At 65.2% G+C, this 19,461-nt stretch carries 12 protein-coding genes; 9 read left to right on the forward strand and 3 right to left on the reverse strand.

Annotated elements, in window-relative coordinates; translation table 11 throughout:
• Positions 1-165: 165 nt before the first annotated feature.
• From dnaA to gyrA, 6 genes are all read left to right on the forward strand, one after another.
• Positions 166-1,584: a chromosomal replication initiator protein DnaA gene (gene dnaA, locus BKA03_RS00340; protein ID WP_062075650.1), complete on the forward strand. Its 1,419-nt coding sequence runs from the start codon at positions 166-168 to the stop codon at positions 1,582-1,584.
• A gap of 439 nt (positions 1,585-2,023) precedes the next feature.
• The gene (gene dnaN, locus BKA03_RS00345) at positions 2,024-3,151 is read left to right on the forward strand and encodes a DNA polymerase III subunit beta (protein WP_062075651.1); all 1,128 of its coding nucleotides are present in this window, start codon (positions 2,024-2,026) and stop codon (positions 3,149-3,151) included.
• A gap of 6 nt (positions 3,152-3,157) precedes the next feature.
• Positions 3,158-4,468 (forward strand): DNA replication/repair protein RecF, encoded by a 1,311-nt coding sequence (recF, locus tag BKA03_RS00350; protein WP_062075652.1) that lies wholly within the window; start codon positions 3,158-3,160, stop codon positions 4,466-4,468.
• The gene (locus BKA03_RS00355; protein WP_062075653.1) at positions 4,461-5,168 is read left to right on the forward strand and encodes a DciA family protein; all 708 of its coding nucleotides are present in this window, start codon (positions 4,461-4,463) and stop codon (positions 5,166-5,168) included. The genes recF and BKA03_RS00355 overlap by 8 nt, the downstream gene beginning before the upstream one ends.
• A 221-nt stretch (positions 5,169-5,389) precedes the next feature.
• Positions 5,390-7,447, forward strand: a complete 2,058-nt coding sequence (gyrB, locus tag BKA03_RS00360; protein WP_083971852.1) for a DNA topoisomerase (ATP-hydrolyzing) subunit B — start codon at positions 5,390-5,392, stop codon at positions 7,445-7,447.
• Positions 7,437-10,013, forward strand: a complete 2,577-nt coding sequence (gene gyrA, locus BKA03_RS00365) for a DNA gyrase subunit A (RefSeq protein ID WP_238579444.1) — start codon at positions 7,437-7,439, stop codon at positions 10,011-10,013. The genes gyrB and gyrA overlap by 11 nt, the downstream gene beginning before the upstream one ends.
• Before the next feature lie 136 nt (positions 10,014-10,149).
• On the opposite strand, the gene BKA03_RS00370 is transcribed toward gyrA, so the two are convergent.
• Together BKA03_RS00370 and BKA03_RS00375 are read right to left on the reverse strand one after the other, a co-directional pair.
• Positions 10,150-11,166 (reverse strand): nucleoside hydrolase, encoded by a 1,017-nt coding sequence (locus BKA03_RS00370; protein ID WP_062075655.1) that lies wholly within the window; start codon positions 11,164-11,166, stop codon positions 10,150-10,152.
• Positions 11,167-11,239: 73 nt separating this feature from the next.
• On the reverse strand, positions 11,240-12,532 hold the full coding sequence (locus BKA03_RS00375; RefSeq protein ID WP_179397634.1) for an APC family permease: 1,293 nt from the start codon (positions 12,530-12,532) through the stop codon (positions 11,240-11,242).
• A gap of 512 nt (positions 12,533-13,044) precedes the next feature.
• On the opposite strand from BKA03_RS00375, the gene BKA03_RS00380 reads away from it, so the two are divergent.
• The 3 genes from BKA03_RS00380 (at position 13,045) to BKA03_RS00390 (ending at position 16,558) form a co-directional block, all read left to right on the forward strand.
• On the forward strand, positions 13,045-14,487 hold the full coding sequence (locus tag BKA03_RS00380; protein WP_062075709.1) for a SulP family inorganic anion transporter: 1,443 nt from the start codon (positions 13,045-13,047) through the stop codon (positions 14,485-14,487).
• A gap of 345 nt (positions 14,488-14,832) precedes the next feature.
• Positions 14,833-15,726, forward strand: a complete 894-nt coding sequence (locus BKA03_RS00385; protein WP_062075657.1) for an ABC transporter ATP-binding protein — start codon at positions 14,833-14,835, stop codon at positions 15,724-15,726.
• A 4-nt stretch (positions 15,727-15,730) separates the two neighbouring features.
• Positions 15,731-16,558, forward strand: a complete 828-nt coding sequence (locus tag BKA03_RS00390; RefSeq protein ID WP_062075658.1) for a hypothetical protein — start codon at positions 15,731-15,733, stop codon at positions 16,556-16,558.
• 387 nt (positions 16,559-16,945) lie between these two features.
• Here the strand turns inward: BKA03_RS00390 and BKA03_RS00395 are convergent, their stop codons facing one another.
• Positions 16,946-19,444, reverse strand: a complete 2,499-nt coding sequence (locus tag BKA03_RS00395) for an FAD-dependent oxidoreductase (RefSeq protein ID WP_062075659.1) — start codon at positions 19,442-19,444, stop codon at positions 16,946-16,948.
• Between the last annotated feature and the right edge of the window lie 17 nt (positions 19,445-19,461).

Raw genomic sequence — 19,461 nt, forward strand, 5'->3', positions numbered from 1 at the left:
CGAACTCACGGTACGCGCTCACGGGGCGCCGGTCAAATCTCAAATCAGCCGTTGGTCGCTGGGCCCAAACGGTATAGGCTCCCTCATCAACGCATGGTGCGGTGGAAAGACACGCCGCCAACGTCAAATGACAGATAGGTTACGGGGTCTCAACCCCTGTGCACAATGCTGTGGAGAGGGAGCAGTTCGGTGACCACAGACGACGCTAATCGTACGATCGACGAAGTCTGGACCAGCGCCGTCAGCAACCTCGTTTCCGACGGATCCACCACCGCGCAGCAGCGGTCGTTCCTGAGACTCATCAAACCACTCGCCGTACTCGAGGACAACGTCTTCCTCGCCGTCGCAGAGGACTTCACCAAGAACTACGTGGAGACCACGTTGCGTCAGCCGATCGCGGGTGCGTTGAGTGATGTGCTCGGCAGGGAAGTGCGCATCGCGGTCACCGTTGATTCCTCGGTGACACCTCCCACCTTGCCGCTCGATGACGAGCCTGCACTTGACTACTCCCGGGGATCCGGGCGCCCACCTGTCACGCCCGCCCCCTACGAGGACCCGCACCTCAACCCGCGGTACACGTTCGACACCTTCGTCATCGGCGCGTCCAATCGCTTCGCCCACGCCGCCGCCCTTGCCGTGGCGGAGAGTCCGGGCAAGACATACAACCCCCTCTTCATTTACGGCGACTCGGGGCTGGGCAAGACTCACTTGCTCCACGCGATCGGTCACTACACGCGCCAGATCAAGCCGCAGAACAAGGTCCGCTATGTGAACTCGGAGGAGTTCACGAACGACTTCATCAACTCGATCCGCGATGACCGGTCGCTCAGCTTCAAGAGGCAATACCGCGAGGTCGACGTTCTCCTGATCGACGACATCCAGTTCTTGCAAGGCAAAGAGCAGACGCTCGAGGAGTTCTTCCACACGTTCAACGCTCTGCACAACGCAGGTAAGCACGTGGTGATTACGTCCGATGTCTCGCCCCGCCACCTCAGCGGCATCGAGGAACGCATGCGTACCCGCTTCGAGTGGGGCCTCATGACGGATGTGCAGCCGCCCGACCTCGAGACCCGTATCGCGATCCTTCGCAAGAAGGCCCAGGCGGACGACGTGGCGGCGCCTCCCGACGTGCTCGAATACATTGCCTCGAACATCACCAGCAACATTCGTGAGCTTGAGGGTGCGCTTATCCGAGTCACTGCGTTCGCCGCCCTCAACAAGCAGATAGTCGACCTGAGCCTCGCCCAGGTGGTGCTCAAGGACCTCATCTCTGATGACGACTCTCAGATCACTGCCTCGGCGATCATCGGCAAGACCGCCGAGTACTTTGGCATCACGATGGAGGAGCTCACCGGCACCTCACGCAGCCGTGTGTTCGTGACCGCCAGGCAGATCGCCATGTATCTGTGTCGCCAACTGACAGACCTCAGCCTCCCCAAGATTGGTGAGCACTTTGGCGGCAAGGACCACACGACGGTGATGTACGCGGTCAAGAAGGTCGAAGACCAGATCGCTCAGCGCCGGCAGATGTACAACCAGGTCAACGAGATTCACGCCCGGATCAAGCAACAGCACCGTCGCTAGCGCGCGGTCCGGGCTGTTTTTGGCTCTCGAGGAAGGTTCGTAACTTAGGGGTCCCTGTGGCCTCGGTTCGAGATCTCAATACGGGGCTCAGAACTCCGTCGCTCACACATGTGGATAACTCTGTGTATATCTTTCTTGGACCGCCTATCCAAGGGTAATAGGTTGTGAATGAATCACAGGTTCCTGGGTACGCGGGTTGTCTGTCCACCGGAACCTAGGGCGCTCCCTCACAGATTTGCAGTGTCTGTCCACGACCACATAGGTGCATTTTGCAGGAACTTTGGCATTTATCCCCAAAGTGGGCGCCCCCTATGACTACTACCTATCTCTATCTCTTACTTGTCCACATGGACCTTCATAAGTCCCCACCAGCACCAAGCGATTTGGGACTAGACGCGTCGGTCCTTTGGCGTAGTGTGTGACCCGAAAGGGGAGTTCGATGAAGTTTTCTGTAGAGCGCGACATTCTTGCCGACGCCGTCGCTTGGGCGTCGCGAGCGGTGCCTCATCGTCCCCCCGTACCCGTTCTCGCCGGCGTCCTGATTGAGGCGGACACGGCAGGTGTTGTGACCTTGTCGAGCTTCGACTACGAGGTCTCCGCACGCGGCGAGTTCCCGGCTGACGTCGAGACCGCAGGGTCAGTCTTGGTGTCGGGGCGTTTGTTGCGCGAGATCGCCAATGCGCTACCGCACAAGCTGGTTAAGTTCGACCTCGAGGGCACCAAGGTGTCCGTGACGTGTGGCGCTTCACGATTCTCGCTCGCCACAATGCCGGTCGACCAATACCCGGCACTTCCGGTGATGCCAGAGACGTCGGGCACCATTGACGGGGCCGAATTGTTGGCCGCTGCGCAGCAGGTTCAGGCAGCCGCCTCGCGAGACGAGACCCTCCCAATCCTTACGGGCGTGCGAATGGAGATCGAGGGCGAGCGCATCTCGTTGCTCGCCACCGACCGCTACCGACTCGCGTTGCGAGAACTCACGTGGAAGCCGGGATCACCCGACATCTCAGCCATCGCGCTCGTGAGGGCGAAGACGCTTGCCGACACGGCCAAGTCGCTCGGCTCTGGCGAAGTGCAGCTTGCGTTGAGTTCCGGCCAGGGTGTCGACCTCATTGGTTTTTCGGCGGGCGGCTTGGTCACCACCTCGTTGCTGATGGATGGCGAATACCCTCAGGTCCGCCGCCTGTTTCCGGACTCGTCGACCATCACGGCCGTCGTCTCCACCGCGGAGCTGATCGAGGCCACCAAGCGCGTCTCTCTCGTCGCCGAAAGGAACGCAGCCGTTCGCCTCGTCTTTTCGGAAGGCGAGTTGGTGCTTGACGCCGGGCACACCGACGACGCACAGGCATCCGAGGCCATCGAGGCGACGGTGGAGGGCGGCGAAATCACCGTCGCCTTCAATCCTTCCTTCCTGCTTGACGGGCTGAGCGCGCTCGACGCGCCTTACGTCCGGATGGGCTTCACGCAGGACACCAAACCGGTGGACTTCGTTGGTCTCGACAAGCCCGATGGCACGCCCAAGTCGGAGTTCCGCTACCTCTTGGTGCCGATCCGCATCGCCGGCTAACGCCCGATGCGCATCACCCACCTACAACTCACAGACTTCCGCTCGTACGCCACCGCGCAAGTCGAGTTCGGTGAGGGAGTCACCACTCTGGTGGGCCGCAACGGCCACGGCAAGACCAACGTCGTCGAGGCGGTCAGGTACTTGTCAACGCTGTCATCACACCGCGTCGCCACCGATGCACCGCTCCTCAGAGTTGGCGCCGAAAGGGCCGTCGTCGCCGGCCGCGTGCAGCGCGGCGAGCGTTCGCTGATGCTCGAGATCACCCTCGTTCCGGGAAGGGCCAACCAAGCCCGGCTCAATCGGGGCGCTGTCAGGCCGCGGGAACTCCTTGGTCTCCTGCGCACCGTCGTCTTCGCCCCCGAGGACCTCGGCCTAGTCAAGGGAGACCCGAGCACGCGGAGGGCCTTCCTCGACGAGTTGTGTGTCGCGTTGCAGCCAGCCTTCGCGGGAGACCTCGCCGACTACGACCGAGTGTTGCGACAGCGATCGTCCCTGCTGAAGTCCGCCAAGGGCAAGGCCCGCATCGACGAGGACCTGCTCGCTATCTGGGACGAAAAGCTGGCGGGACTCGGTGGACGCATCATGAAGGCGCGGGTAATTGCGGTGGAGCAACTTGGCCCCTATGTGGCGCGCGCCTACGCCGACGTCGCCCCGGGTGAGGGCGCCTGTTCGATCGCCTACTCGACGGCGACGTTGGTTTCACGTGAAACAACGGGCCAACATGCGCCAGAAACCGAGGCGCCTCACGTCGAGCACCGCACCACACCGGTGACGGCGGACGCAAACCCGGCCTCTTCGGAAACAACCGAAACCGGAATTTTCGCGCCGCGGCCTTTGGCCGCAGGCGACGCGACGGAGCGCGTCGCTCCCACCCCACTCACCTCGGTCGACGAACTCACGGAAGCATTGCTCAGCCGAATGCGCGACCTTCGTAAACAGGAACTCGACCGAGGCGTGTGCCTCGTCGGTCCCCATAGGGATGACCTCGACATTCAGATAGGCACGCTTCCCGCCAAGGGCTACGCGAGCCACGGAGAGAGTTGGTCCTGCGCACTGTCGCTCCGCCTTGGTTCCTATGACCTGCTGGCCAGCGACGGAAACGACGGCGAACCGGTGCTAATCCTGGACGACGTGTTCGCGGAGTTGGACACCGGGCGCAGGGCGGCTCTCGCCGGCCGCATCGCCCGGGCGAGCCAGGTGCTCATCACGGCAGCCGTTGCGGAGGATGTCCCCGTCGAACTTCGGGCTCACCCTGCGGGCCACCGCATCTTGAAGGTAACGCCGGGCGAGGTCGCCCTCGAGGACGACCATGAGTGACCACGAGCCGAGTGGCCCCCCAGTCCGCGGCAACGACGTAGATGGGCTTGACGACCGCGGGGTTGAGGTGGGCGGGGTTGAGGTGGGCGGGGTTGAGGTGGGCGGGGTTGAAGCCGTCTCGGGTCATGGCCTCCCGGCCGACGGCAAGCCGGACGCGACTCGCGATAGCGAAACAGCGCAGCGCACCGATCCCGCAGCCCTCGCCAAAGAGGCCATGGAGCGAGCACGAGCGTCGGCCCGTGAACGCGGCGCTCACCGGACGTCGCCGCAAGCGGCCCGCAGGCAGAAGAAGTCCAGGCGCGCGGCGACGGATGGCGAGTCTTCGCCCCAGCCCTTCGGCACGGGAAGAGACCCCCGGGCCATGAGCGACAACGTCCAGGCACTGCTGACCCGAATGGGCTGGACCGAGCATATTGAAGTGGCCTCCGTGACGGCACGTTGGCGCGAGGTCATCGGCGACCAAATCGCCGACCACTGCGAACCCGTGAGTTTTGATGAGGGCGCGCTTCTCTTGCGCGCGTCCTCGAGCGCGTGGGCCACACAGATGCAGCTCATGTCGGGCCAGGTGCGCCATCGCCTCAACGAGGAGTTTGGCCGCGAGGTCGTCAAGGAGTTGCGGTTCATCGGACCCAGTGACAAGAACTGGGTCAAGGGTCCCCGCCGCGTGAAGGGCCGCGGTCCCCGCGATACGTACGGGTAGGGCGTCCGCGATACGTATGGGTAGAGCCGCAGCGAGACGGGCGCGGGCGGTTCCCTGTGTGAAGGGCGTGTTTGTGGCCGCCACCGGCCAGAAAGGTCCCGACTCCAGGCCTTCAGGGACCGCGCACGGGCACTCCGCAAGATCGTCCCCAGAACCGCCATCCGACGACTTCCCCCAGAATCCCCCTGAATCGCCCGGGAAAGCCGCTCAGAGCGCGTAGAATGGCCCGAGATATCACGCGAGCCGAACCGGCCCGCGTTGGGGGCGTGGAAAGGCATTCTGTGGCCAAGCAAGACGCGTCAGCGAACGATCTGGCATACGGCGCAAGCGACATCACTGTTCTCGAGGGTCTTGAGGCGGTGCGCAAGCGTCCCGGTATGTACATCGGGTCTACGGGCGAGCGGGGTCTTCACCACCTCGTTTACGAGGTGGTCGACAACTCAGTTGACGAGGCGCTAGCGGGCCACTGCGACACCATCACCGTGACGCTCATGGCCGACGGCGGCGTGCGCACCACCGACAACGGTCGCGGAATCCCCGTCGACATGCACCCCACCGAGGGCAAGCCGACGGTCGAGGTCGTCATGACAATCCTTCACGCCGGCGGAAAGTTCGGCGGCAGTGGTTATGCGGTCTCCGGCGGCCTGCACGGCGTCGGCATCTCGGTGGTCAACGCCTTGTCCTACAAGGTTGAGACCGTGGTGAAGCGCCAAGGGTTCGTGTGGCGTCAGATATTCGTCGAGGGCGGCCGCCCGGATGGCACGCTCGTCAAGGGCGAGGCCACCGACGAGACGGGTACCCAGCAGACGTTCTGGGCCGACCCGCTCATCTTCGAGACGACCGATTACGACTTCGAGACGCTGCGCGCGCGCTTTCAGCAGATGGCATTCCTCAACAAGGGGTTGAGCATCACCCTGACGGACGAGCGCCCCGAGCACATCTCGGGTGAGGCCGATGACGACGAGGCGCCCACCTCGCGCTCCGTCACCTACCAGTACGACGGCGGCCTGATCGACTACGTCAAACACCTCAACGCCGCCAAGAAGGCCGAGCTGGTTCACCCCGAGGTCATCAGCATCGAGACCGAGGACGTCGAAAACCGCATCTCGGTCGAGCTCGCACTCCAGTGGACCAACGCGTATTCCGAGTCGGTCTTCACCTACGCGAACACTATTGCGACCACCGAGGGCGGCACCCACGAAGAGGGCTTCCGTGCGGCGATGACCACGCTGGTCAACAAGTACGCGCGCGAGAAGGGCATCATCAAGGAGAAGGACGAGAACCTCACGGGCGACGATGTTCGCGAGGGGCTCACCGCCGTCATCTCGGTCAAGCTCGGCGAGCCGCAGTTCGAGGGCCAGACCAAGACCAAGCTGGGCAACACGATCGCGAAGACCTTCGTGCAGAAGGTGGTCAACGAGCGACTCACCGACTGGTTTGACTCCCACCCGAACGAGGGTCGCGACGTGATCCGCAAGGCGATCCAGGCGAGCCAGGCGAGGATGGCAGCGCGCAAGGCCCGCGAGGCGACGCGCCGCAAGGGACTCCTCGAATCCGGTGGCATGCCAGGAAAGCTGTCGGACTGCCAGAGTCGCAACCCCGACGAATGCGAGATCTTCATCGTCGAGGGTGACTCCGCAGGCGGCTCGGCGAAGCAGGGCCGTGAGCCGTACAACCAGGCGATCATGCCGATCCGCGGAAAGATCCTCAACGTCGAGCGCGTGAGGCTCGACCGGGCGCTCGCCAACATGGAGGTCCAGGGGCTCATCACGGCGTTCGGCGCTGGCATGGGCGAGGAATTCAACATCGACAAGGCGCGCTATCACAAGATCGTGCTGATGGCCGATGCCGACGTCGACGGCCAGCACATTCGCACCTTGCTGCTCACGCTGCTCTTCCGCTACATGCGCCCCCTCATCGACGCGGGCTACGTGTACCTGGCGCAGCCGCCGCTGTTCAAGATCAAGTGGTCCAATTCGGCACACGAGTACGTCTACTCCGACAAGGAGCGCGACGCGCTCCTCGCCGAGGGACTCAAGAGCGGCAAGAAGATCCCCAAGGACAACGGGATCCAGCGCTACAAGGGTCTGGGCGAGATGGACCACGAGGAGCTGCGCGTCACCACGATGGACCCCGCCAGTCGCACGCTACTCAAGGTGACGATGGACGACGCCGCGATGGCGGACGAGGTCTTCTCGGTCCTCATGGGCGAGGACGTCGAGTCCCGCCGCAACTTCATTCAGCGCAATGCGAAGGATGTGCGTTTCCTTGACATCTGATATCCCCAACGGTGACGGCCTCGCGGGCGTGAACCACGGCCGCATCGAGGACGTCGACCTCAACACCGAGATGCAGCGGTCCTACATGGACTACGCCATGTCGGTCATCGTCGGCCGCGCTTTGCCCGATGTTCGTGACGGCCTCAAGCCCGTCCACCGCCGCGTGCTGTATGCGATGTTCGATGGCGGCTACCGCCCTGACCGTGCGTTTTCCAAGTGCAGCCGCGTCGTCGGCGACGTCATGGGCAAGTACCACCCCCATGGCGACTCGGCGATCTACGACACCATGGTCCGCATGGTGCAGCCGTGGTCGCTGCGCTATCCGCTGATTTCCGGCCAGGGCAACTTCGGCTCTCCAGGCAACGACGGCGCCGCCGCCTCGCGGTACACGGAGTGCAAGATGGCGCCGCTCGCCATGGAGATGGTTCGCGACATCGACAAGGACACCGTCGATTTCGAGGACAACTACGACGGCCGCGAACAAGAGCCGATCATCCTGCCTGCGCGCTTCCCCAACCTGTTGGTCAACGGCAGCGCCGGCATCGCGGTGGGCATGGCCACCAACATTCCGCCGCATAACCTGCGCGAGGTTGCGGCCGGCGTGCAGTGGCACCTTGAGAACCCCAAGGCCAGCCGCGAGGAACTTCTCGACGCGCTCATCGAGCGCATCCCTGGCCCCGACTTTCCCACGGGCGCAACTATTCTTGGTCGCCGCGGCATCGAGGACGCGTACCGCACGGGCCGCGGGTCGATCACGATGCGCGCCGTCGTCAACATCGAAGAGGTCCAGGGCCGCATGTGCCTGGTCATCACCGAGCTCCCGTACCAGGTCAACCCGGACAACCTCGCGATCAAGATCGCCGACCTCGTCAAGGATGGCAAGGTCGCTGGTATTGCCGACATTCGCGACCAGTCGTCCGGCCGCACTGGCCAGCGCCTCGAGATCGTGCTCAAGCGCGACGCCGTCGCCAAGGTGGTCCTCAACAACCTCTACAAGCACACCCAGTTGCAGGAGACCTTCGGCGCGAACATGCTCGCGATCGTCGACGGCGTGCCGCGCACCCTGCCGCTCGACGGCTTCGTGCGTCACTGGGTGACCCACCAGGTTGAGGTCATTCAGCGCCGCACCGCGTACCGCCTGCGGGAGGCCGAGCGCGAGGCCCACATCCTGACCGGTTACCTCAAGGCGCTCGACGCGCTCGACGAGGTCATCGCTCTGATCCGCCGCTCGCCCGACGTGGAAGAGGCCCGGACCGGAGTCATGGCGCTGCTCGACGTGGACGAGGTCCAGGCGACCGCAATCCTCAACCTGCAGTTGCGCCGACTGGCCGCTCTCGAGCGCCAGAAGATCATCGACGACCACGCCGCCCTCATGGAGGAGATCAAGGACCTCCAGGGGATCCTCTCCTCGGAGTCGCGCCAGCGGTCGATCATCTCGGACGAGTTGGGCGAGGTGGTGCGCAAGTATGGCGACGATCGCCGCACCGTCATCAGCCTCTTCGACGGCGAGGTCTCCATCGAGGACCTCATCGCCGAGGAAGAGGTGGTCGTCACGATCACCCGCGGCGGCTACGCCAAGCGCACCCGTTCGGACCAGTACCGCGCCCAGCGTCGGGGCGGCAAGGGAGTGCGCGGCGCAACCCTGCGTAGCGACGACCTCGTGGACCACTTCTTTGTCACGACGACGCACCACTGGTTGCTGTTCTTCACCAACCTTGGCCGCGTCTACCGTGCCAAGGCGTATGAGCTTCCCGATGGCAGCCGCGACGCGAAGGGCCAGCACGTCGCGAACATGCTCGCGTTCCAGCCGGGCGAGCAGATCGCCCAGGTCATGGACCTGCGCACCTACACCGACAAGCCGTACCTGGTGCTCGCCACCAAGCGCGGCCTCGTCAAGAAGACGGACCTGCACGCTTACGACTCGAACCGCAGCGGCGGCCTCATCGCCATCAACCTGCGTGAGGTTGAGGGCGACGACGGCGAGATGCTTCCCGACGAGCTCGTTTCCGCTCGCCTGGTCGCTTCGGAGGACAAGCTGATGCTCGTGTCCCGCAAGGGTTTGTCGCTCACGTTCGAGGCGACCGACGACGCGTTGCGCCCCATGGGCCGCGCGACCTCGGGCGTCAAGGGAATGGGCTTCCGCAACGACGATGAACTACTCGCCATGGACGTCGTGACCGAGGGCTCGTACTCGTTCGTGGTGACCGAGGGTGGTTATGCCAAGCGCACGTCCGTGGATGAGTATCGCGTTCAGGGCCGCGGCGGACTCGGCATCAAGGTGGCCAAGCTCCAGGATGAGCGCGGCGACCTCGTGGGCGCACTGTTGGTCGAGGAGCACGACGAGGTCCTCGTGATCATGGAGGGCGGCAAGGTCATGCGCGCGCTCGTGAACGAGGTGCCGGCCAAGGGTCGCGACACCATGGGCGTCATCTTTGCCAAGCCGGGAAAGGGTGACCACATCATCGGCATCGCTCGCAACGTCGAGCGTCACCTCGATGTGGACGAGCCGCTTGACGGCGACTCCGACGGTGAGCCCGAAGCCACCACCCCCTCGCAAATGGCTTGATCCGTACCGCCTCAGGGACGCACGGGCCGCTGGTGGCTGAATCCGTACCGCAGGCTCCGCGCGCCTGGTACGGATCAAGCCACGCAGCGGGCCTGAGTGCTCATAAGCGGAACGGATTGAGCCACGACGCGGTGGATCAGCTTCGTTGCCAGGCCTCGAACAACGTGAGCTTGGCCGCAAGATCCGCGTGCATCAGGCGCACGTCGACCGATGTGTAGAGCCGCATCGGCCGGGAGTCGGAACGCTCGACGTAGGAGCCATCCGGAAGCAGCGCCGGAGTCGGCTTCACGACGTATGAACACGACGACGCCTCCGGACCCCAGAAGTTGGTGAGGGCCGTGAGCAGCACGAGCGGGGAATCCCCCATGACGTACGTTTCCGCCATGGCACGCTGACCATCGACGAAGCGCTCCATCTCGGCCCGCACCTCGTCGCGAAGGTGGGCGCCGAGTGGTCCCGCCATCGCCCACTGCGTGATCATCTCGGCATCCGACATGATGCATGCCGCGTACGTGGTGCGCGGTACCTGCCACACTTCGAGTTCCGGCGCATCGAAGATCACGCCGGCGGCCGCGACGTCCATGGAGAAGTTGTACTCGTCGTCGGCCACCAGGCCCGACAGGTCCTCGTCGTGGCCGAACCCGCCGATCCAGACGAGCGTGAGGGGGCCGGCGATCTCCGGGTGCAGGAGCAGGGCCGACGCTAGGTCGGTCAGCGAGCCGCCAGCCACGTAGAACAACGGTCGCGGGTCATCGCGCATCGCCTCGGCGAGGATTCGCTCCGTGGCGTCCGATGCTTGGGGCCTGGTGGTGTCGCTCATCGCCCGTTCGGCGCCCACGCACAGCACGCCCTCGGCGTCGAGGCCCATGCGCCCAAAGATCGATCGGACGACGTCGGCCCCTTCCGCCGCCGCGGCGTCAGGCGAGCCATGTCCCTCGTGCAGGTGCGAACTCACGATGAGCGAGATCTCGACCGACGGCGACAAGAGGTGATGCACCACCTGAACCAGGTCGTCGGGATCGCCCGCGAAGTCGTTGTCGATGATGACCCGAGCACGAGCGGGCGTGCCGCCCCACGCGTCAAGCCAGGGGTGTTCGCCGAGCTTCCATGCGTGCGCGGGCTGTGGGAAGGGGGAAGTGGGCACCGTAGCCATGAGGTCACCGTGCCGTGTCGCCCCGGATTTCGTACGCACGACGCGCACAGCGGCCCCGCCACGCGGGCAACCGCTAGTGCTTGACGCGGGTGCGGAGCTTGCGTCGAGTGGTGAGTCGCAGCACCCACTCGCCGCCAAACGAGACGGCCACGACGGCCACGAAGAGGAGCGGCACCGTCCACGACGTTTGGGCGGCGTCGACGAGGGTGACCGTCACGATCGCGAACGCGGCCGCAGCCGCAAGCACCACCACCCACTTGTTGGCTCCCGTGGCGCCGAGCAAACGCAAGTGCCCCACGTGAACAGCGGTGTGGACCAAGAGGATGCTGATGGCGCCGAGGACCGCGATCTGACGGAGGTCAAAGGCCACCGCCGCGATTGACACGACAAATCCGCTGACGAGCAGGCCCTCGCGGCTCTTGCGCACTGGGCGCCCGAACACGCCGGGCAGTTCGCCGTCCTTGGCCATCTGGTACGAGACGTTGGTGACAGAGAACAGGCTGGCGTTGATCGCCGATGCGGTGGCGACGAGCGCGGTCACCGCCACGGCCGCCACCCCCACCGAGCCGAACACGGGGCGGGCGGCCTCCGCGAGCGCATGGTCTTGGGCCGCGCTCACCGCACCGGGAGTGAGGGTGCCGAAAACGACGAGCGCGATGACGATGTAGAGCGCCATCACCAGCAGGATGGCCGTCGTGATGGCGCGGGGGATGGTGCGTTCCGGGTGGTCGACGTTTTCGGCCGCGTTCGTGATGACTCGGAACCCCGCGTAGGCAAAGAAGGTGATGGCGACGCTCGCCGCAATCGAGGACGCGCCCGGGTAGGTGGAGGGCGCGAGCAGGCTGGGCTTAAGAATGGTGAGCCCGCCGATGGCCAGTGTCAGCAGCACCGCGAATTTGAAGAGCACGATCCACAATTCGACCCGGCCGACGCTCGCGGAACCTCGTAGGTTAACCGCGACAAAGAGCACCATGACGCCGACGGCCGAGAGGGGGGCCAGCCACCCTGGCGACCCGGGCACGAGGGTCGCCCCGTAACTGCCGAAGGTCTTGGCCACGAGAGCGAGTGACAACAGGCCGGACAGGTACATGAGGACAGCCATGCCGCCCGAAAAGAGCGACGAGCCCCACCCGTGAATGAGGTATTCCACCATTCCCCCGGCGGAGGGGTATCGCGCCCCAAGTTTGCCGAGGGAGTAGCCGGTGAGGAGGGCGATCACGCCTCCGATGAGGAACGAAATCCAGACGGCACTGCCCGCGATGGCACCTGCCTCGCCCAGCAGCGCGAAGATGCCCGCGCCAATCATGGCGCCGATTCCCAGGGACACGACGGCGGAGAAAGACATGATCTGACGGCCCTGGCTCATGGGGCCAGTATGCCAAGGAGCGCGCTGCCGACGCCCCACCGGCGTCTGGGCCCCATCGCCCACCGGCGGTGGCTCAATTTGTACCGGGATAGGGCCCATACCGGCTGCCAGTGGCGTAATCCGTACCGCCCTGCGCCCATACCGGCTGCCAGTGGCTCAATCTGTACCGCCCATCGGGAACCGACTTGTCCGCTACCCTTGACCCTGGCCGCCGTTGGCCCCCTCCAAGTTTCGTGCGCAGAGAACTCTGCGCCGTGTCCCCCTGCCCGCGCATCGGCGCTCTTGTCACTGACCGTGACTGTCCCGGCCCGTTCGCGCACACCGAAGAAAATCAAGGCGCCAGCGCGCCCGCCGTAAGGAACCCCATGGCCCCCACTACTCGCGCCCAAGAGGCGGACATCAACACGCTCGTCACGGCGGGAATCGCCGACCGCACGCCCACCGGGGTCCCCGAGGTCACCAACGCGTGGGGCGAGGTGTGGGACCCACGCACTTGGCGGCGCCAGGCATGGATGAGCCCGCGCATCGCACGCACCGAGATTCTGTCGGGCTTGGTCGTCGCGCTCGCGCTCATCCCGGAGGCGATCTCGTTCTCCATCATCGCGGGCGTGGACCCGCGCGTGGGCCTGTTCGCGAGCTTCACCATGGCGATCGCGATCTCCTTCCTGGGCGGAAGGCCCGCCATGATCAGTGCCGCTACGGCATCGATCGCCCTGGTGGTCGCGCCCCTCGGTCGTGACCACGGCCTCGAGTATCTGATCGCCGCCGTCATCCTGGGCGGGATCATTCAGGTGGTGTTGGCGGTCTTGGGCGTGGCCAAACTGATGCGCTTCATCCCCCGCTCCGTCATGGTCGGCTTCGTGAACGCGCTCGCCATCTTGATCTTCCTGGCGCAGGTGCCTCACCTGACCAACGTGTCGTGGGTCGTGTACCCATTGGTCCTCTCCGCGCTCGCGATCATCACCTACTTCCCGCGCCTGACCGCGGCCGTGCCCGCGCCGCTCGTCGCGATCGTGTTGCTCACGATTGTGACCACCGCGTTCGCTGTCGCTGTCCCGACCGTCGGCGACGAGGGCAAACTCCCCCAGGGACTGCCGTCGCTGTTGTGGCCCGGGGTCCCCTTCACGGTTGACACGCTGCGCATCGTGTTCCCCTTCGCGTTGGGAGTCGCGCTGGTGGGCCTGCTCGAGAGTCTCCTTACGGCCAAGTTGGTCGACGACATCACGGACAGTCACTCCGACAAGACGCGTGAGGCGTGGGGCCAGGGCGCCGCCAACATCATCACTGGTTTCTTTGGCGGCATGGGCGGTTGCGCCATGATCGGCCAGACGATGATCAACGTGAAGGCTGGCCGCGCCCGCACGCGACTGTCGACCTTCATGGCCGGAGTGTTCCTCCTGGTGCTGATCCTCGTGCTCGGCGACCTGGTCGCGGCGATTCCGATGGCGGCGCTCGTCGCGGTCATGATCTACGTGTCGTGGGCGACATTCGACTGGCACTCGATTCAGTTGTCGACGCTTCGTCGCATGCCAAAGTCGGAGACCGGCGTCATGCTCACCACGGTCGGCGTCGTAGTGTTCACGCACAACCTCGCGTATGGCGTCGTCGCCGGGGTGATACTCGCGTCGGTCCTCTTCGCCCGACGCGTGGCGCACCTCGCGAACGTCGAGGGCCTGCCGATCGAGGGCGACACCCGTGTGTACAAGGTGACGGGCGAACTGTTCTTCGCGAGTTCGAATGACCTCTTCAGCCAGTTCGACTACGCGGGCGACCCCGCCAACGTGATCATCGACATGTCCGACTCCCACGTGTGGGACGCCTCCACGGTCGCCGCGCTCGACAGCATCGTTTACAAGTACGCGCGCCACGGCACGACCGTCAGCATCGATGGCTTGAACGAGGCCTCGCTTGCCATTCACGACCGCATGTCGGGCAATCTCGGCGCGAGCCACTAGAGCGGCTCACGTGTGGCGGCTGCCCCAACAAGTGGCTTGATCTGTACCGGTTTCCGAGGGGTATGGCCGTCCGATGGCCGAATTCGTTCCGTCGACCGATAACGCACGCGAGGCCGCGCGCCACTCGTGCCGCCTCCCCCAGCATCGTCGCCCCTCCTGCCCCCGCCCCACGTGCCCCCGCCCCTCTTGCCCCCGCTACCCGGTACAAATCCCGCCACTGGAACACGAATACCCCCGCTACCCGGTACAAATCAAGCCATCTGCTGGGAGCGGCCAAGCCGACGCGCGGGCGGCCAGTGCGCTTCTGCAGGTCGTTGTCGGGTTAGCGTGTCCCGGGAGGTCACATTGATCAAGGTAGATGCGGTAACCAAGTCATTCGGCGCCAAGACCGTTCTGGAGGGCGTGACACTGACGGTTCCGGACGGCAGCGTGATGGGCTTCGTGGGACCTAACGGCGCGGGCAAGACCACACTCATGAAGATCATCGTCGGGTTGCTCGAGGCGCAAGGCGGCACCGTCAGCGTCGACGGTCGACCGTACGCCGATGCGCCCTTGCCCGCCCGGTCGATCGGCGCACTGATCTCTGCGGAATGGCTTCCGGGCAGGCTCAAGGCCGAGTCCGTGCTGCGCTACGCGTGCGACGTGCACCGACTGCCTCCAAGCCGGGTCGGCGAGCTCCTCGCCGAGGTAGGGCTGGAGCAGGTGGGCGGTCAGCGCATCAAGCGATATTCGCTCGGCATGCGCCAGCGACTCGGGTTGGCGCTTGCCCTCGTGGCCGACCCACAGAACCTCATTCTCGACGAGCCCGTCAACGGGCTCGACCCTGACGGCGTCCTGTGGCTCAGGAGCTTTCTGCGCCATCAAGCCGGCCGGGGCAAGGCCGTGTTCCTGTCTTCTCACCTGATGAGTGAGTTGGAGCTCGTCGCCGACGACGTCATCATGTTGTCGGAGGGGCACGTCGTCAGACAGGGCCGCGTCGCGGAACTGACCTCGACGAGCACGCAGACGTACGTCGAGTCGCCCGATGTCGGCCGCTTGGCTGCGGTCTTGGGCGCACACGGTTTCGCCGTCGCGCCGCAGGGACAGGGCCTGGTGGTGACCTCCGACGACACGATGGAGATTGGTCGGCTCGCCTTCACGGAGGGGCCCGGGTTGACTCAACTGAAACGGATCACGGAGTCGCTCGAGAACCTGTACCGGCAATCGACCGTGGGCGAGCACCACGCAAAGGAACTGTGAGCCCATGACCGCGATGACCGATAACTCGATCTCAACCCACAAGCAGACGCTTGGCCTCGTGTGGGCCGCAGAAATGCGCCGGTCTCTTGCCGCGGGCGGGCTGCGGATCGCCCTGATCGTGAGCGTCTCGCTCGGCGTGATCGCCGGCGGAGTCACGGTGTGGGCCCTCGCCGTCAACATCCCTGACGGCGATTCCAGGGCCCCTCTTGACATCGTCCCCTTCGAGGTGGGCATCTCCTTCGCCGCCCTCGCCTTCGCCGTGGGTTTGATTGGCTTCGTCTCGCGTGAGATGGCCGATGGCACGGCCACGGGATCCGCCGTCCTCGTGCCGCTGCGCGGGCGGCTGCTGTGGGCACGGGCGCTGTCTGCCACGACGCTCGGAGCGGCAATGGCGATTGCCGTCGTGTTCCCCATTGCCCTGGTGCGGCTCCTTGCGGGTGGACTTGACGGCTCGGCCTTTGGTCACATGGGGCTCGTGAGCGTGGTGGCGACCGTCGATGTGGTGCTCGCCAGCGCGCTCGCGTTCCTGGTGGCGACCGTGTTGAGGAAGCCCGCCATTGCGGTGGCCGTGTTCCTCATGGCGCTCACCGTCCTGCCGCTCGTGCTCCTCATCGTGACCGCAGTCGCCCCAGTGTGGCTGGCCGATCCCTCTCGAGCCACACTCAAGGCCATGCCGGGCACGCTGTTCACGCGCGCCTTGTCGGTTCCCTTGGCGACCGGTGACGGTTGGTCCAACGTGGCAATCGGTCTGGCGGGCCTCGCCGCGTGGGTAGTGGCCGTGGCGCCGTTTACCTGGATCCTGTTCGACAAGGCGCTCGCCGGCAAGGAGTAGCCACCCGAGGTTCCCCAGGAGCGCCACTCTCTGGTGGCTCGATTTGTACCGGTTTTGGGCCACAAAAGCGGTCGACTGGCTGATTCCGTACCGGCCCCGGGCTAGCGTTTGAACTGAGCCTGAGCCTGAGCCTGAGCCTGAGCCTGAGCCTGAGCCTGAGCCTGCCTTGGCGCGCGCGGGCCCAGGCGCGGGTCCAGTTTTGGGGCCCAGCCCGGTACAGATCCAGCCACCAGAAGCCCTCACCCCTGCTCAGGCGGTACAGATTGAACCATTTGCGGGGGCGCGGCGGGCACCAGTGGCGGCGGGCAGCGCGAAGCCCCGCAGTCCCCATAACTGCGGGGCTTCGCCCCCCCTCGAACGCCGGGCGGTGGCCCGGCGCTGCGGGTATTAGATAAAGAGCGTGGTTCCCGACTCCTCAGCCTCGCCAAGGAAGGTCGCCACGCCGGCGAGTTCGACGCCGTCGAGCAGGTCCGATTCGGCCATGCCCAACAGATCCATCGTCATGGTGCAACCAAGCATCCGCGCGCCACCGTCCTGCGCGGCCTGAATCAACTCAGCGAGCGGCGGCACGTCGTGCTTCTTCATGACGCCCTTGATCATCGCGGTGCCTGCACCCATCATGTGCATCTGTGACAGGGTCAGCTTCTCGGCGCCGCGCGGCATCATGACGCCGAACATCTTCTCCATTGCCTTCTTCTGACGACGCGGGGGCTTGGCCTTGCGCAGCGCGTTGAGGCCCCAGAAGGTGAAGAACATCGATACCTCGTCGCCCATGGCGAGCGCGCCGTTGGCGATGATGAATGCGGCGATCTGCTTGTCGAGGTCACCCGAGAACACGACCATCGAGGTCTTCTTCTTCGCGGGTGCAGACCCCGTAGCGATGGGCGAGAGCCCGCCCTTGCGCATCGTGGCGATGTATCCGGCGCCCTTGGGCTCGAGGGAGACGAGCTTGTGGCCGTTCTTGGACGCCCATGCGGGGGCGTCGAGCGCGAAGCCCGGGTCGGAAACCGTGACTTGGATCTCGTCGCCGATGCCAGCTTGCTTCATCGCGGACGACAGCTTCATGATGGGGCCGGGGCAAGCGAGGCCGGTGCAGTCGAGTTGGATGAGCGTGCCGCTCGCCATGACGGGCATGGCCGCGATCGACGTGGTCTCGGCGTAGTTCTCCATCGGAGGCAACGCCTCGTACTCGGCCTTGTCCGTGTCGTGCACGTGCTTGAAGGTGGTCGATCCTCCCGAGAGGGTGGCCACATCGGTAAAGCCGTTCTGCACCAGGATGCGCTGGGCAAGGTAGGAGCGGAAGCCGACGGCGCAATACAGGCGCACGGGTTGTGCCCGGTCCCAATCGGCGAACGCGTCGCGGAAGGTGCCGAGCGGAACGTTTTCCGCGCCGGGGATGTGCCAGAGTTCGTACTCCTCCGGGGTGCGCACGTCGATGAGGCGCGCGCCTGCGATTCCGGCGGGGAATTCCTGCGAGTACCAGAGGGTCAGGTCGCCGCGCAGAGTGTTAGCCGCCACGAAGCCGGCCATGTTGATCGGGTCCTTGGCCGAGCCAAACGGCGGGGCGTAGGCGAGCTCTTGCTCCTCGAGGTCGTAGACCGTGAGGCCGGCGCGGATCGCCATGGCGAAGAGGTCAAGCCGCTTGTCGACGCCGTCGAAGCCGCAGGCCTGGGCGCCAAGCACCCTGCCGTCGGTGGGAGAGAACAACACCTTGATGTGCATCATCGCGGTGCCCGGGTAGTAACCGGCGTGGCCGGACGGGTGGATGTGGATCACGCGGTACTCGACGCCGGAGGCATCGAGTTGGCGTGCGGTCGCTCCGGTACCACCGGCGACCATGTCGAACACCTTGACGATGCTGGTGCCTTGAGTGGACTTGTATTCGGTGTCGCGACCGCAGATGTTTTCGGCGGCGACGCGGGCCTCGCGGTTGGCAGGCCCAGCCAAGGGGTTGAGGTACGAGCCGGGCAGCACGGGGTGCAGGGTTTCGACGCCGTCGCCCGCCGCGTAGACGTCGGGGTCGTTGGTGCGCATGTGGGTGTCGACCTTGATGCCGCCGCGCGAGCCGAGCTCGATGCCCGCGGCCTTGGCGAGTTCGACCGAGGGGCGAACGCCCGCGGCCAAGATGACCAAGTCGGCGGCGATGTTCACGCCGGAGTTGAGTTCGACCTTGACACGGTCGGCGCCGTCCGAGTCGGACAAAGTGTGGAACGCGGCGGCGGCCGTGGAGAGGTGCAGCGTGATGCCCCGAGCGGTGAGGTGCTGCTCCACCGGAGCGGCGATCTCGTGGTCGACGGGAGGCAGGATCTGGTCGGACAGTTCGACCACGTCCACCTTGACGCCGCGGTGGTGAAGGTTCTCCGCCATTTCGAGGCCGATGTATCCGGCTCCGACGACGACGGCCCGGACCACCCCGCGCTTGCCCGCCTTCTGCGCGAGCAGTGCGGCGTCGAGTTGAGCCTTAATCTGGTCCATGTCGCCGATGCGGCGCAAGACGTGGACGCCGGGAAGGTCGACGCCTGGCATCGGGAGCTTCATCGCCTCGGCACCCATGCACAGCGCGAGCTTGTCGTACGACTCGGTGTATTCCTTCTTGGTGTCGCACTCGCGCACCGTCACGGTCTTCTTCTTGCGGTCGATCGAGATGACCTCGGTCGCGATACGCACGTCGATGTCGAGGGTCTCGCGCAGGCTCTCGGGGGTCTGCAACAACAGGCGCGAGCGATCCGCGATCACCTCACCCACGTGATAGGGCAGTCCGCAGTTGGCGAACGAGACGTGGTGACCGCGTTCAAACACGACGATCTCGGCGGATTCGTCGAGCCTTCTCGCGCGAGCTGCGGTGGACGCTCCGGCGGCAACGCCACCGACGACTACGAGCTTCATGACAATGCCTCCGGGGG

The sequence above is a fragment of the Demequina lutea genome, from assembly GCF_013409005.1.
Taxonomy (GTDB): domain Bacteria; phylum Actinomycetota; class Actinomycetes; order Actinomycetales; family Demequinaceae; genus Demequina; species Demequina lutea.